This window comes from Dietzia sp. IBK-p2-15D (genome assembly GCF_057773105.1).
Window position 1 is genome coordinate 54,421 of sequence record NZ_JBYMTK010000015.1, and the last position, 14,021, is coordinate 68,441.

General features: G+C 72.6%; 11 protein-coding genes and 1 pseudogene. 6 read left to right on the plus strand and 6 right to left on the minus strand.

The genetic code is table 11. The features are described from left to right. Positions 1–720 precede the first annotated feature (720 nt). Together AC3DEV_RS16000 and AC3DEV_RS16005 are read right to left on the minus strand one after the other, a co-directional pair. A pseudogene (locus AC3DEV_RS16000) lies at positions 721–4,233 on the minus strand (alpha-(1->3)-arabinofuranosyltransferase); the annotation flags it as partial. Between the two features lie 35 nt (positions 4,234–4,268). Continuing rightward, a complete protein-coding gene (locus AC3DEV_RS16005) occupies positions 4,269–4,436 on the minus strand; it encodes a DUF2613 family protein (RefSeq protein ID WP_314038804.1) in 168 nt (55 codons plus the stop codon). A gap of 224 nt (positions 4,437–4,660) precedes the next feature. On the opposite strand from AC3DEV_RS16005, the gene AC3DEV_RS16010 reads away from it, so the two are divergent. From AC3DEV_RS16010 to AC3DEV_RS16020, 3 genes are read left to right on the plus strand one after another with little or no spacing between them, the layout of a single operon-like run. Next, positions 4,661–5,287, plus strand: a complete 627-nt coding sequence (locus AC3DEV_RS16010; protein WP_082923886.1) for a TetR/AcrR family transcriptional regulator — start codon at positions 4,661–4,663, stop codon at positions 5,285–5,287. Next, positions 5,284–7,161 carry a long-chain-acyl-CoA synthetase gene (locus AC3DEV_RS16015; protein WP_488372739.1) on the plus strand — a complete coding sequence of 626 codons (1,878 nt, stop codon included), beginning with the start codon at positions 5,284–5,286 and terminating at the stop codon, positions 7,159–7,161. Before AC3DEV_RS16010 ends, AC3DEV_RS16015 begins: the two co-directional genes overlap by 4 nt. A 53-nt stretch (positions 7,162–7,214) precedes the next feature. Next, positions 7,215–8,243, plus strand: a complete 1,029-nt coding sequence (locus tag AC3DEV_RS16020; RefSeq protein WP_488372740.1) for an alpha/beta hydrolase — start codon at positions 7,215–7,217, stop codon at positions 8,241–8,243. Here AC3DEV_RS16020 and AC3DEV_RS16025 read toward each other — a convergent pair. Together AC3DEV_RS16025 and argJ are read right to left on the minus strand one after the other, a co-directional pair. After that, positions 8,240–8,713 (minus strand): nuclear transport factor 2 family protein, encoded by a 474-nt coding sequence (locus AC3DEV_RS16025; RefSeq protein ID WP_488372741.1) that lies wholly within the window; start codon positions 8,711–8,713, stop codon positions 8,240–8,242. The two genes, AC3DEV_RS16020 and AC3DEV_RS16025, sit on opposite strands and share 4 nt — an antisense overlap. Next, on the minus strand, positions 8,710–9,930 hold the full coding sequence (gene argJ, locus AC3DEV_RS16030) for a bifunctional glutamate N-acetyltransferase/amino-acid acetyltransferase ArgJ (protein WP_488372742.1): 1,221 nt from the start codon (positions 9,928–9,930) through the stop codon (positions 8,710–8,712). The genes AC3DEV_RS16025 and argJ overlap by 4 nt, the downstream gene beginning before the upstream one ends. Before the next feature lie 314 nt (positions 9,931–10,244). Here argJ and AC3DEV_RS16035 point away from each other — a divergent pair, with 314 nt between their 5' ends. The 3 genes from AC3DEV_RS16035 to AC3DEV_RS16045 all read left to right on the plus strand — a co-directional run bounded on the left by AC3DEV_RS16035 (position 10,245) and on the right by AC3DEV_RS16045 (position 11,548). Beyond that, entirely contained in the window at positions 10,245–10,406 is a 162-nt protein-coding gene (locus tag AC3DEV_RS16035; protein ID WP_488372743.1) for a hypothetical protein, read from the plus strand. A 366-nt stretch (positions 10,407–10,772) separates the two neighbouring features. Continuing rightward, positions 10,773–10,931, plus strand: coding sequence for a hypothetical protein (locus AC3DEV_RS16040; RefSeq protein ID WP_488372744.1), 159 nt, complete (start codon positions 10,773–10,775; stop codon positions 10,929–10,931). 155 nt (positions 10,932–11,086) lie between these two features. Then, complete coding sequence (locus AC3DEV_RS16045) at positions 11,087–11,548, plus strand: SRPBCC family protein (RefSeq protein WP_488372745.1); 462 nt, start codon at positions 11,087–11,089, stop codon at positions 11,546–11,548. Between the two features lie 21 nt (positions 11,549–11,569). Here the strand turns inward: AC3DEV_RS16045 and AC3DEV_RS16050 are convergent, their stop codons facing one another. Both AC3DEV_RS16050 and AC3DEV_RS16055 read right to left on the minus strand, forming a co-directional pair. Beyond that, positions 11,570–12,676: an NAD(P)H-dependent flavin oxidoreductase gene (locus tag AC3DEV_RS16050; protein ID WP_488372746.1), complete on the minus strand. Its 1,107-nt coding sequence runs from the start codon at positions 12,674–12,676 to the stop codon at positions 11,570–11,572. After that, entirely contained in the window at positions 12,673–14,001 is a 1,329-nt protein-coding gene (locus AC3DEV_RS16055; RefSeq protein WP_488372747.1) for an APC family permease, read from the minus strand. Before AC3DEV_RS16055 ends, AC3DEV_RS16050 begins: the two co-directional genes overlap by 4 nt. Positions 14,002–14,021 lie beyond the last annotated feature (20 nt).

A 14,021-nucleotide genomic window follows, 5' to 3' on the forward strand; every position in this document is an offset into this window, starting at 1 on the left:
GGTCGCGGCGACCGTCAACGGTCCGCGCCCGCGCCACGGCGTGGCGCGGGCCCCCGCCCGGTCACGGCTACCGCGGACGAGGAACAGCAGCAGGACCAGCAGCAGCGCGAGCGGCCCGGTGAGCAGCGCCGCGCGGTACGGCGCGTCGAGCGGCACGGTGAGCACGAGGGTGGCGCCGGTGGTGGTGGCGGGCAGCACCCAGCCCTGCTTCCACCCGTCGACGGTGACCGGACGCGGGTCGGCCAGGTCGGTGCCGTCGTCGGCGACGAGCCGGGCCTGCCACGCGGGCGTGACGGATTCGGGGATCACCAGGACGCGTTCGCGCGGCGCGGACGGCACGCGCAGTTCGCGCCGCGAGTCGTCCCACAGCGCGGTGGCGACGGCCCGGGCGGGGTGCGGGGCACCGCCGAGGATCGGCGCGGGGCCGCCCCCGGTGCCTCCCGTGCGGCTCCCGGTTCCCGGGTCGACGACGACGAGGCCCACCGTGTCGACGGAGAACGCCTGACCCGGGTCCACCGAGACCTCCTGCGGTCCCGCGTCCAGCCGGACGGCGGAGTCGTCGCAGAGTTCGGCCGTGACCGCGCGACCCTCGAGCAGCGCCCGTCGGCTGGCGGTGATCCGCGTGCCGACGACCCGGTCGCCGAGGTGCAGCTTCGGCCCGTCCCGGCAGGTCAGGGTGACGGGCTCGTCGTCGGCGGCGGGCAGCGCGCCGATGCGGGCGCCGGTGGGGTCCTGTACCCACACCTCGGCGATGCCGGTGGGCAGCCGCGCGCCGGTGGGACCGCGCACGTCCCGGGTGTCGTCGACGCGGACGGTGATCCGATCGGTGTGGTCGGCGGGGACGTCGACGACGACGGAGCCGTCCTCCTCCGGGGTGAGCGTGGCCAGGTCGACGCGGGTGCGTTGGACCCCGGTGTCGACGGTGATGACCTCGGGCGCGGCGGGGGCCTCGGAGCGGGGTGCCCAGAGGCGGAGCGAGCCGACGAGTTGACGACCGGGCAGGCTCAGGGCGAGCGACGGCGCGGGAACGTCCGGCGCGTGCCAGCTGGTGGAACGGTCGCCGTCGACGGCCGCCGACGGCCTGCCCGCGGGGTCGTCCACGAGCGACTCACCCGTCGCGCGGACCTGCCGTGCGCGGGTGGCCGGGTCCCCGCGCAGGACGTCGTCGAGGGCGGGGCCGGGACGTGGGCGCACGAGCAGTCGCGGGATCACTGTCGTGGCGGCGGGGACGTCGAGCAGGCGGGCGAAGCGGCCCGGTTCCTCGGGGTCGATCGCCAGGCCGGGGGCGCACCTGGCGGCGCCGGTGGACTCCTCGGCCCCGGCGAGTCCCTCGACCGGGCTGCCGGCGTGGACGCAGTCCGAGCGGCCGGACAGTTCGTGGCGCAGCAGCCAGCCGGACGGCGCGCGGGAGTCCTCGGGCCGGCCGGGCAGGGCGATGGTCCGTAGCAGTGGGATGTCCTGGCCACCGGCGGTCAGTCCGATCTCGGAGACCTCGAGGTAGGTGCCGCGGCCGCCGTCGGCGAAGCCCGTGGCCGTCACCCTGACCCGCCCGGTGGGGCCGGGCGGCAGTGGCACGGAGGTCTGTTCGCCCACCGCGGGGAACACCGTCGTGGTTCCGGTGTCGGTGCGCACCTCCAGTCTGCTGACGGGCGGTCCGGCGGCGGGGTCCGGGACGGTCAGCGTCAGGACGCCGCGGTCGAGGGGCTCGGGCAGGTCGATCTCGATCCATTCACCGAACGCGGACCCGTACCCGCCGGATCGCCAGGCGGTGTCGGGATCACCGTCGACGGCGGCGGCGACGGAGTGCGCCGGCCGCACCGGTCCGGTCTGGGCCGAGTCGGCCGCCGAGGACGACACCGTGACCCGGGCGTCCCACCATCGGGCCCGCGTGAGAGCCGGGTCGTCCTCGGCGACGGTCGCCGGGTAGTCGGGGACCGTGCCGCGGCTGCGGCGGGGGTCGCCCTCGGCCCGGACGGCCGAGGAGTTGTGGTCGACCCGGCCGAAGTCGGTCTCGCGATCCGCCGGGGAGTCCGTCAAAACCGGGCCGGTGGAGTTCAGCGGCCGCGGCCGCGGGAACGGGTCGGACGCCGGGTCGACGCCGGCGGCGAGCGCGTCGGCCTCGAGCAGGCGCGTGACCCGGGACGGCGAGCCGACGGTGTCCTGAGACGCCAGCAGGTCGTCCAACCGGGACAGTGATTCGGGTCCTCCGGCGACGACCTGGAGGTCGCGGAGTTCCACCGTGTACGGCGCGGTCGCCGAGCGGGGCGGTCCGGGCGGCGCCGCATCCGATCCCAGTCGTGAGTCGACCCGGTAGATCTCGATCGCCGGATAGGCCGGCCGCAGCCCGGAATCGGGCACCACGACCACCTCGTCGTCGTTCCTGGCCCCGTCGTCACCAACCCCGTCGTCACCACCCCCGTCGTCACCGACCCGGGATCCCCCGACGGGGTCGCCGAACTCGGCGACCTTCACCAACCCGGGCGAGCCGTCGATCGCCTGGTGCACCAGCGCCGGGCGCGGCGCGGCGGCGTCCTCGGACAGGTCGTTGCGCACCACGAGGAAACCGACGCCCAGCGACGCCAGTGTGGCGGCCATCCCGGGCGCGGCGCGGCCGTCGGCCAGTCGTTGCTGCACGGCGTCGAGGGCGCGGATCGCGGGGGCCGGCTGCAACGGCACGGAGTCGCGGACCGCCCACGGCGTCCGGGCCAACGGCTGCAGGGGTTCGTCCCGGGTGACCCCCCACACCTGGCGGGCGAACGACGCGCCGGGGACCACGAGCGCACGCGTGGTGCCGGCCGGGTCGGACTCCCCGTCCTCCCCGTCCTCCCCGTCCGCACCCGGCCGGTCCACCGGCGCGTTCTCCGACAGCCACCGCGCCGCGTCCGGCCAGTGGTCGGGCAGCGACTCATGCGCGCCGACCGGCGCGAGCCTGCCCAGCCACGCCGGGGCCACGGACACACCCGCGGCCAGCACGATCACCATCGCCACGGCCACCGACCGGTGGCGCTCCGGGTGCGCCAGCGCGTCCACCACGCGGACGCGGGGGGTCTCGCCTCGGGTGTCCCCGCCGCCGCTCCCGGCGAGTCCCGCGAGCAGACAGGACAGCAGGTGGGCGACGCCCAGTACCAGTGGCAACCGCAGTAGCGGATCGAATTTGTGGACGTTGCGCAGCGCGGCGCCCGGGCCGTCGAGGAAGTCGCGCAGCGTCTCGGCGAGGCCGCCGCCGGCGGGCCCGACCCACGGCGCCGCCATCGCCACCAGGCCGACGGCGGCGATCGCCAGCAGCCGGCCCCGTGCGGGCATCCCGCGCCACAGCAACCCCACGACGCCGACCGCCGCGAGCACCCCGGTGACCAGGACGAACACCGGCTCGCTCGTGAGGTCCGCGCCGGCGGTGCGGTCGGTCGAGACGAACGGGACCCACGTCGAGGCGCCGCGCAGCACCTCGGTCGCCGAGGACCAGCGGGTGGTTACCTGAGCTGACTCGATGTAGTCGAGGAACGGGGGCGAGACGCGGCCGAGCAGCACGAGCGGCACCGCCCACCACACGCACACCGCCGCGGACAGCGGCAGCCACCACGCGGCCAGCCGCGCCCAGGTGCGGCCCGGGCGGTGCAGGGCCCACCACAGCACCGCGGGCAGGCAGGCGGCCGCCGTGGCGACGGCGTTGACCGCCCCCATCAGCGCCAACGCCAGCGCGGCACCGGCTCCGCCGCGCCTCGGCGACATCCGCCCCTGCAGCACCCGGATGACCGGCAGCAGCACCCAGGGGGCGAGGGCGACCGGCCAGATCTCCGACGAGATCGATGCCAGGTCGCCGAGCATGCGCGGCGCGAGCGCGTAGAGGATCCCGGCCACGACCCGGGTCTGCCGGGTGCCGATGCGCAATGCGGCGGCCACGCGGACCACGCCGACGAAGGCGACGGTGAGGACGACGGCCCACCACAGTCGCTGGGTCAGCCAGGCCGGCATCCCGACCAGGTCGAACACTGCGAAGAACGGGCCCTGCGGGAACAGGTATCCGTACGCCTGGTTCTGCACCTGACCGGAGAAGGACAGCCCGGTCCACAGGTGGGTGGCCTGGGCGAGGAAGCGCCCGGGGTCCACGACGAGGTCGTACTTGGTGTCCGGGACTACCAGCCCCGGGGCCTGCAGGCACGCCAGCAGGAGGAAAGCGAGAAACGCGACGACCGCGTCACGCGCGCCGGCGCCGAGACGGACCCCGCGGATCACCTACGCCGGCGTGAGAACTTGACAGCGACGCGGGATCAGCGCGCGCCGTATTCGACCTGGCCGAGCAGGGCCTGGTCGGCCGGCGGCTGCGCGACCTCGGGGATGGAGTTCTCGGCCATCGCGGTGCTGACACCGAAGGCGACGATGCCGCCGAGGACAATTCCGCCGACTGCGCTGGCGAGCGCTCCGGTACCGAAGCTCATCGGGTTCTCCCTGCGGTTCACGTGACAGTGTCTGACGGCAGTGCTGTGGAGCACACCGACGCCGGAAGAGTAGCACCCACCGCCCGACGGATCGGTGGAGCGGCTCCCATAAGTCCTTACCGGCGGGTAAGTTGGGTGTGGCACATGACACCGCGCCTCACCAGACGACCACACCAGACCACCACACCAGACCGCACCACACCGCGCCCGCCGGGAGGAGACCTGTGACGACGGGGACCAAACGCATCCCACGCGCGATCCGCGAGCAACAGATGCTCGATTCCGCGATCAGCGTGTTCTCCGATCTCGGCTACCGGTCGGCCTCGATGGACACCATCGCCCGCCACGCGAGCATCTCCAAACCGATGCTGTACCTGTACTACGGCTCCAAGGAGGAGCTGTTCGCCGCGTGCGTGGTCCGGGAGTCCGGGCGGCTCATCGACCACCTCACCGACGCCGCGACCGGCAGCGCCGGGCCGCGGCGGAGACTCGAGGGCGTCGTCCAGGCGTTCCTGGAGTTCGTCGACCAGCACACGGACTCGTGGAACGTCGTCTACCGTCAGGCATTCGCCGAACCCCAGTTCCGTGAGGAGGTCGAGAAGACCCGGTCGGTCCTGGTCGACCTGACCACCGACCTCCTCGCGCAGAACTCCGTCGACGAGCGCAGCCGCGAGGTGCTCGAGGTCGTCGCCACCGCCCTCGTCGGGGCGGGCGAAGCGGTCGCCGACCGCGTCGCGCACCGCTCGATCCCCACGTCGGTGGCCGCCGGGGTCGTCGTCGAGCTCGCCTGGCGTGGCCTCGCGGGCGACCCAGCGAAGTCACTCACCACCGCCACAGAGGAGAAGCCGTGACCGACACGTCCACCGCCACCGCCCGCCGGTCCGAGGCCGCCCGGACCCTCAGCCCGGCCGACCTCGCCAAGGGCCTTCCCTCCCTGGTCGCCGACCTGCCGTCCGTCCTCAACGGTCTCCGCATCGTCCGCACCTCGCGCAGCAGCCACAAGGTGTCCATCGGCCGCCGCTTCCAGAAACTCGCGGCCGACCGGCCCGACGCCCCCTTCCTGAAGTTCCTCGGCACCGAGGTCACCTACGGGGAGGCCAACCGACGGGCCAACCGCTTCGCCGAGGTGCTCAGGGCGCGCGGGGTGGAGCGGGGCGACACCGTCGGCATCTGCATGGTCAACCGCACCGAGGTCATGCTCGCGATCCTGGGTGCGGTCAAGGTCGGCGCGTCGGTGGGCCTGCTCAACCACCACCAGCGCGGCGAGGTCCTCGACCATTCGCAGCAGATCATCGAGTCCAAGGTCGTGCTCGTCGGCGCCGAGTGCGCCGAGGCCGTCCAGTCCGTCCCCCGGGAGAACTGGGTCGGCGAGCTCATCGCCGTCAGCTCCCCGGTCGACCTGCCCTTCCGCGAGTTCCGCGCGAACCACCGTCCGGAGGAACTGTCCGACCTGACCTGGCTGGAGGACGAGCTCGACGCCCTGGGCGACGACGTGGGGGGCACCAACCCGCCGGAGGCGGACGAGACCGTGGGCGACGAGACCGCCTACTACGTCTTCACCTCGGGCACGACGGGCCTGCCCAAGGCCTCGACGATGTCCCATTACCGCTGGAACAAGGCGATGGCCGGGTTCGGCCTGTCGGGCGTGCGCCTGCGCAAGGACGATGTCCTGCTCTGTCCGCTGCCGATGTACCACAACAACGCCCTCACGGTGGGCCTCGGCTGCGTGCTCGCCGCGGGTGCCTGCATGGCGATCGAGGAGCACTTCTCGGCGTCGAAGTTCTGGGACCAGGCCCGCGCGGCCGGCGCGACCGCGGCCATCTACATCGGCGAGATCTGCCGGTACCTGCTCAACCAGGATCCCGGCCCGGGCGACCGCGACCACTCCATCCGCGTCATGACCGGCAACGGCCTGCGCCCCGAGATCTGGCACGAGTTCCAGGAGCGGTTCGGGATCGGTCGAATCTGCGAGTTCTACGCGGCCAGCGAGTGCAACATCGCGTTCGTCAACGCCTTCAACGTCCCACGGACCACCGGCTACTGCCCCATGGACTTCGCGATCGTCGACTACGACCCCGAGACGGGTGAGCCCCGCCGGGGCGACGACGGCCGTCTGACGAAGGTCGGCAAGGGCAAGGCCGGCCTGCTGATCAGCGGGATCTCCGACTCCCAGCCCTTCGACGGCTACACCGACGCCGAGGCCACGGAGAAGAAGATCGTCCGCGACGCCTTCGGCGACGGTGACGCCTGGTTCGTCTCCGGCGACCTCATGCTCGACCAGGGACTCAAGCACGCGTCCTTCGTCGACCGCCTGGGCGACACCTTCCGCTGGAAGGGCGAGAACGTGGCCACCACCGAGGTCGAGGCCGCGGTCAGCTCCCTTCCCGAGGTGGACCAGGCCGTGGTCTACGGCGTGGCCGTCCCGGACGCCGACGGCAAGGCGGGGATGGCGGCGGTGCGTCTGCACGACAAGTCCGACTTCGACGGTGCGGCGATGGCGAAGCACCTGCGCGACTCGCTGCCCTCGTACGCGGTGCCCCTGTTCGTCCGGCTGTCCAAGGAGCTCGAGCAGACCTCGACCTACAAGAGCCGCAAGAACGAATTACGTGATCAGGCGTTCGACACCTCGAAGTTCGATGACCCGCTCTACGTGTTGTCCAAGGAGAACGGGTACGTCCCGTTCTACGATGGCGCGGAGAACGACGTCGTCGCCGGCACCGTCTGAGTCCCCCCGCCCGACCCGGCCGGCGCCCCCCTACCAGGAGGTCCAGCCGCCGCATGCCCAGTAGTCGCATGCCCAGCCGCCGCACGTCGCGCCGCGCCCGGCCCGACCTGTCCCGCCGCTCGCTGTTGATCGGCCTCTCGGCCGGCCTCGGCGGGGCGGCGGGGTGGGCCCTGACGTCGATGATCGGGGCGGGTGACGACGACGAGGGGTCCGGTTCCGGCCAGGATGCGGACTCGGTGGGGCCGCGCCCGTACGTGCCGCCCGAGGGAGCCGTCCCGGTGACCGAGCCCCGCCGCCACTACTACGCCGATCCGGGCGACACCGACGGCCAGACGTTCGGCGACCTCTACCTACCCGACTCCGCGAACCCGGCGTTGCCGGTGGTGGTGCTGGTCCACGGCGGGGGGTGGAAGGACTCGCTCGGCCTGGCGTACATGGAGAACCATGCACGCGACCTGGCGTCCTTCGACGTGGCGGTGTGGAACGTCGAGTACCGGCGGGTGGACTCCGGCGGCGGCTGGCCCACCACCGTGGCGGACGTCTGCGATGCCGTCGACCACCTCGCCGAGGTCTCCGCGCAGCTCGACGGCCGGTTGGATCTACGCCGGGTGGTGGTGGCCGGGCACTCCTCCGGCGGTCATCTCGCACTGTGGGTCGCGGGGCGGGCGCGGTTGCCGTCCTCGCTGCCCGGGTCCCGGCCGGTCGTGCCGGTCACCGGCTGCGTCTCCCTGGCCGGGGTGACGGACCTGCTCATGGCCGAGCGCACGGGCGACCGGTACGTCCACAGGCTCCTCGGTGGCCGCCCGGACGATCGCCGCCAGCGCTACGTCGACGCGTCCCCGGCCACGCATCTTCCCGCCGGGATTCCGGTGGTGTGCGTCCACGGCCGCGACGACAAGGTGGTCCTGCCCGAGCAGTCCGAGTCGTATGTCCGGGCGGCCCGCCGCGCCGGCGACCCGGCCCGGGTCTCGCTGGTCCCCGGCGGGCACGACCCGTGGGGCGACATCAGCGGCACCGTGTGGCACGACACCCGTGACACGCTGCTCGCGATGGCCCGCCGCAACCCCAACCCGGCGGGTTAGCTCCAACCGGTGTCCACGCGGATCCGTTCGAGCCGCCGGTAGGCGATCAGCCACTGCCCGTCCACCTTCCGGTACCGCTCGTGGTAGTGCCCCCAGCCGTGGAGCCGCCGTTCACGGCCGTCGACCGACCACCACAACCGGTCCTCCATCGCCCAGATGCCGGTGGCCGTGGGCTCACCGGTGGTCGGGTGCGGGCCCGTCAGCTCCAGCAGCGGCGTGTGCCCGTGATGGACGCTCGTCACCGGGTTCGGACCGTCGAGGGTGTCGCGGATCGCGGCGGTGAGCGCCTCGCGCCCGCGCACCTCGGCCGCGCCGCCGCTCGCCGCCCACGACTCGCTGACCACATCCTCGGTGTGGCACGGTCCGTAGGCGTCCCACTGTTTGGTGTCCATGACGTACAGGCGCCGGGCGAAGACCGCCCGGATCGCCTCGAGGTCCTCCACCGCGCTCCCGTCGTGCAGCCGGCTCATGTCGTGTAATCAGCGTTGATCGAGATGTACTCGCGGCTCAGATCGCAGCCGTAGACGGTGCAGGCCCCGTCGGCCACGCCGGCGCCGCTCTCCACACCCAGGTCGACGGCGATGGTGACCTCCTCGGCCCGCATGATCTCGGTGAGCCGCTCGAGTTCGGCCTCGCCGGGGAACGCCGGGTAGGTCTCGAGGTCGCCGAACACGATGCGGACCCGCTCGGGGTCGATGTCCGTGTCGTCGTGGCACTTGCCGATCGCCATGGCGACCCGTCCCCAGTTGGGGTCGGCGCCGTGGACGGCGGTCTTGACCAGCGGGGAATTGAGGATCGCCTTGGCCACCCGCTTGGCCTGGGCCCGGTCCCGCGCGCCCGTGACCTCGACCGTGAGGAGTTTGGTGGCGCCCTCCCCGTCGCGCGCGAGCTGGCGGGTCAGGTCGAGGCAGATCGCCTCGAACGCCTCACGCAGTTCGACCTCGCCGACAGGGTCGCCCGCGCCGCTGGCCAGGGCGATCGCGGTGTCCGAGGTCGAGGTGTCGGTGTCGACGGACAGGCAGTTGAAGGTCTCGTCCACCGCGGCCCTGAACGCGGAGTCCAGCACCCCCGGCTCCACCGCGGCATCGGTGAACAGCACCGCGATCATCGTGGCCATGTCCGGTTCGACCATTCCGACGCCCTTGGCGATGCCCACGATCTCGGCGGTGCCGCCCGTCGTCGTCGTCACCTCCACCCGCGCCGTCTTGGGATGGGTGTCCGTGGTCATCATCGCGGTGGCCAGCGCGACCGCGTCGGCATCGAACCCGGCACCGGCCAGGCCGTCGAGGTGCGTGCGCAGGAGGTCCATCGGGTACCGCCGGCCGATGACGCCGGTGGAGGCGATGAGCATCTCCTCCGGCGCCGCCCCCACGGCGGCGGCCGCGTGATCGAGCACCTCGCGCGCGTCGGCCATGCCCTGTTCGCCGGTGGCGACGTTGGCGTTCTTGGCCACGACCACCACGCCGCGCGCCCGACCGCTCGCAGCATTGGCGCGGCTGAGCACGACCGACGGTCCGGCGAAGAGGGACCGGGTGAACACTGCCGACGAGGCCGGGGAGGGACCGTCGTTGACGACGACGAAGACGTCATCCCCGCGCTCACGCAGTCCCGCGGCACCCGAGTGGGCGCGAAAGCCCGGCGGGAGCGGGATCGTCCGGGCGGCGACGGTGGCGTTCGGCGGAGTCATGGTGACCATTCTCCCCCGCCGGGGTCCGCCGGCGGTATGCGACCACCCGGATCGGGCCGGGGCGCCGGTTCCACCCGAGGCATTTCAAGAATGTGACACCCCTAACAAGAGAAAGATGTGCGGTCCCGTGTTCTGCATAGATAAAAAAGCGTGCAGCCGGAACACCGGGCGAAAACCACCTCCCAATTAGTAATTCCGCGATCGCTGCGTAACGTCCTCCAGCGGATTCGGGATGTACATTGCGAGTCCGAAAGCAGGACTGCACCACGAGTGCGGCGCACCCTCGCGCCGCCCGCAGACGAAAGGATCATCACATGATCGAGCAGATCTTCACCGGCGTCCTCAACTTCTTCAACAGCCTGATCGGCACCGGCTCCACCGCCGCCGAGGGCTTCGTCGACACCGGCTCCGCCGCTGCCAAGGGTGTCTACGGCACCGTCACCGGCTCGCTCGGCAAGGTCGTGGGCTCGCTCTGAGCTGAGTGACGCTGGACCCGCGAGGTCCTAGTCGCATTCAACGCCGACATTCTCTTTCGAGAATGTCGGCGTTGTGCATTTATTAGCTCTTTCTTCTCCCGTCTCGCGGGCTTTTCCTGAAAGGCGCAGCACGCCTTTCAGGAAAGCGTGTGTCGCAGATCACATTAACCCGCGGATGCCTGCCAACCAGCGAAAGTAAAGAGCATTCCCCGTGAATCGCCCGCGCGCGACACTGAATCGGGTGAATCCTGCTGCAGCCCTACGTAGCGTCCGGAGGTGAGTCCTCGACGGGCCTCGAGCCCGCCGGGAACTCCGCACACCGATCGACGCACCAGGCGTCGCATCCCCCGACGAAAGGACCACATCATGGGTTCCATCGAGTCTTTCCTCCCCGGCCTCGCCACCGGCTCCTCCAACGTCAGCACCGGTTCGCAGGTCGTTGACGGCGGTGGCGACCTCGCCGCCAGCGTCCTCAACTTCTTCGGCGACATCGTCAAGACTGTCACCGGGACCCTCGGCTCCTGAGCCGACGCGCCTGACGGCGCCTCGCCCGGGCTCGGCTTCGGTCGGCCCGAGTGCACCGTGAGACCGGCCCCCGCTCGGCGGGGGCCGGTCTCCGCATTTCCGCAACCCGTTCTGTCGCGGCCCGTTCCGTCCACACGCGCCGGTACCGTGGAGCCATGGAACTCGACCTGACCCGCCACGTCGCCGCCGACCCCGACACCGTGTGGGCCGTGCTCACCGACATCCCCGAGGCGCACCGCACGCTCAGTGGCGTGCTGGCGGTCGAGATCCTCACCTCCGGCCCGTACCAGCCCGGTCTGCGCTGGCGTGAGACGCGCAAGATGTTCGGCATGAAGGCGACCGAGGAGATGATGGTGCTGGCCGTCGAGCCGCCACACTCCACCACCATCGTCGCCGAGAGCGGCGGCACCGAGTACAAGACCGTCTTCACGATCACCCCGGACGCCGACGGCGGTTCGACCCTTCGGATGCGGTTCGGTGCACACACCGCTCACGCCCCCGCGGTCTCCCGGGTCGTGATGTCCGTGATGGGCCGCGTCGCCGAGAAGTCGACCCGCAGGACGATGGAGCAGGACCTGGCGGACATCGCCGCCGAGGCCGAGCGGCGGGCCGGGTAACCCGCACCCGGCCGGCGCCGATCAGCCCCGCAGCGCCACCGCCCGGTCCCACAGGTCCGCGACGACCTCCGCCGCCGGCCGATCGGCGTAGGCGTCGGCCGCCCGCCAGCGCGACCCCGCCCACAGCGGCGGCACCTCGGAGTCCCCGGCCTGCGCGGCGGCCTTGCGCAGGGGCCCGGTGAGCAGGTGAAGATGCGGGTACGCCGGGGGCGCGGCCGCATCGAACTCTTCCACGAAACCGTTGACTAGCGCCCGGGCGTAGCGGCCGGTGTAGCAGCGGGTCGGCCGGGACTCGGTGAACCCGGGGTCGGCCAGCGCGCTCCTGTGCAGGTCGCTCGTGCCGGCCTCCGGGGTGCGCAGCAGGACGGTGCCCAGCTGCACACCGTCCGCCCCGGCGTCGAGCACGGCGACCACGTCCTCCGGCGTGCTGATCCCGCCGGCAGCGACGAACTGCGTCTCCGGCAGCGCCTCACGCACCGCCCGCACCAGCGCCACTGTGGTGATGCCGTCGGGCTCCTCCCCCACCGTCGTGGTGGAACGGTGGCCTCCGGCCTCGGCACTCTGCACCGACAGCCAGTCCGCCCCCGCCTCGACCGCCCGGCGTGCGTCGGCGACCCCGGCCACCGTGACGACCACGGCCGACCCCGACTCCTGCAGAGCCCGGACCACGCCGGGATCCGGGATCCCGAAGGTGAAGGAGACCACCGCGACCGGGTCGGCCACCAAGGCGGCGAGGCTGGCGTCCTGGTCGAAGTCGGTGAACTCCGGCTCCTCCGGGAGCGTGACCCCCAGCCGCTGCGCGACCGGCCCGATCGCCGCCGCGAACTCCGCCACGGCGTCCGGTCCACCCGCCGCCGACAGGGCGGCGTCGGAGTCGTCGCGGTCCACGAGGAAGACGTTCACCCCGAACGGCGCGTCCGTCAGCTCACGCACACGCGCGATCTCCGCGCGGAGGCCGGCGGCGTCGAGGTACCCCGAACCGATCATCGCGAGCCCGCCCGCCTCGCCGACCGCGGCGATGAGTTCCGGTGTCGTGGGTCCGCCCGCCATCGGCGCACCGATCACGGGACGCCGCAGGTGGGACGGCAGGAGACGGGGCCGGACGTGGCGGGTGTCGTCGTGGGTCATGCCCCCGACGCTACGCCCGGCGGTACCGCCCGGCGTCGGGTCACCGCATAGACCGCGCCGCCGACGACGAAGACGACGACGCCCCCGATCACCGACTGCCAGGGCAGACTCCCGGCGACCACCACGCACCCGATCGCACCCAGCACCGGCACCCAGGCCGGCAGTCGCCGGCGTCGCCGATCGAGGCGCAGTGCGGCGGTGTTCGCCACGAGGTAGTAGATCAGCACCGCGAAGGAGGAGAACCCGATCGCCTGACGGACGTCCGCGACCAGCACGATCGCGGCCACCAGCACGCCCACGCAGAGCTCGGCGACGTACGGCGTTCGCGTGATGGGATGCACGGCCGCGAGCGGCGCGGGCAGGTGCCGGTCGCGCGCCATCGCCATCGCCGTTCGGGACACGCCGAGCACCCCACCGAGCAACGCCCCCAGGGCCGCGATCCCGGCGGCGATTCGGACCACCGACGCGAGCACCGCGCCACCGCCTGACTCGCCACCGTCTCCTGCGCCACCGCCTGCCGCGCCGCCGACCTGAGCGGCCGCGTCGAGCACCGGCGCGGCGCTCGCGGCCACTCCCCCCACCCCGAGCACGTGCACCGTGGCGGCCAACACCGCCGCGTAGACCCCGATGACCACGGTGATCGCCACGACGACCGCGCGGGGGATCGTGCGGGCGGGCTCACGCACCTCCTCGGAGAGGGTGGCGATGCGGGCGTATCCGGCGAAGGCGAAGAAGCAGAACCCCGCGCCCCCGAGGACCCCGAGGACCCGGGCGGGCCACGCCTCACCGTCGACGGCGGGCGGTGGCGCCACCGGGCCGGCACTCGCGGGCCCCGTGACCCACGCCATCGCGACGAACACCGCCAGAACCGCCAGCACGATTCCGACCAGCACCTTCGACGCGGCGGCCGTGCGCTGCACGCCGAGCACCGACAGGATCGTCAGCGCGAGCACCGCCGCGGCCGCGACGAGGTCGGCGTGCCCGGGCCAGGTGTACAGGCCGACGGTGAGGGCCATCGCCGCGCAGGATGCGGTCTTGCCCACCACGAAACCCCATCCGGCGAGGAACCCCGGCAGCGGCCCGAGGTGTTCGCGCCCGTAGACGTACGTCCCTCCCGCCGAGGGGAACTGCGCCGCCAGCCGGGCCGACGACAACGCGTTGCACACGGCCACCACCGCGGCCACCGCGAGCGAGACCCACACCAGCGAGCCGGCGCGGGCCGCGGCGGGCGCGAACGCCACGAACACCCCGGCCCCCACCATCGCGCCGAGTCCCACGACGACGGCATCGGACAGGCCCAGTCTGCGCTCCAGAGTCGACGTCACCGTGTCACCATCACAAACCC

What these genes read in the sequence shown, in the direction of transcription:
- AC3DEV_RS16005 (WP_314038804.1), bottom strand. Translation starts at nt 4,436, where the DNA reads ATGAGCTTCGGTACCGGAGCGCTCGCCAGCGCAGTCGGCGGAATTGTC.
- AC3DEV_RS16020 (WP_488372740.1), top strand. Translation starts at nt 7,215, where the DNA reads ATGCCCAGTAGTCGCATGCCCAGCCGCCGCACGTCGCGCCGCGCCCGG.
- AC3DEV_RS16025 (WP_488372741.1), bottom strand. Translation starts at nt 8,713, where the DNA reads ATGAGCCGGCTGCACGACGGGAGCGCGGTGGAGGACCTCGAGGCGATC.
- argJ (WP_488372742.1), bottom strand. Translation starts at nt 9,930, where the DNA reads ATGACTCCGCCGAACGCCACCGTCGCCGCCCGGACGATCCCGCTCCCG.
- AC3DEV_RS16035 (WP_488372743.1), top strand. Translation starts at nt 10,245, where the DNA reads ATGATCGAGCAGATCTTCACCGGCGTCCTCAACTTCTTCAACAGCCTG.
- AC3DEV_RS16040 (WP_488372744.1), top strand. Translation starts at nt 10,773, where the DNA reads ATGGGTTCCATCGAGTCTTTCCTCCCCGGCCTCGCCACCGGCTCCTCC.
- AC3DEV_RS16045 (WP_488372745.1), top strand. Translation starts at nt 11,087, where the DNA reads ATGGAACTCGACCTGACCCGCCACGTCGCCGCCGACCCCGACACCGTG.
- AC3DEV_RS16050 (WP_488372746.1), bottom strand. Translation starts at nt 12,676, where the DNA reads ATGACCCACGACGACACCCGCCACGTCCGGCCCCGTCTCCTGCCGTCC.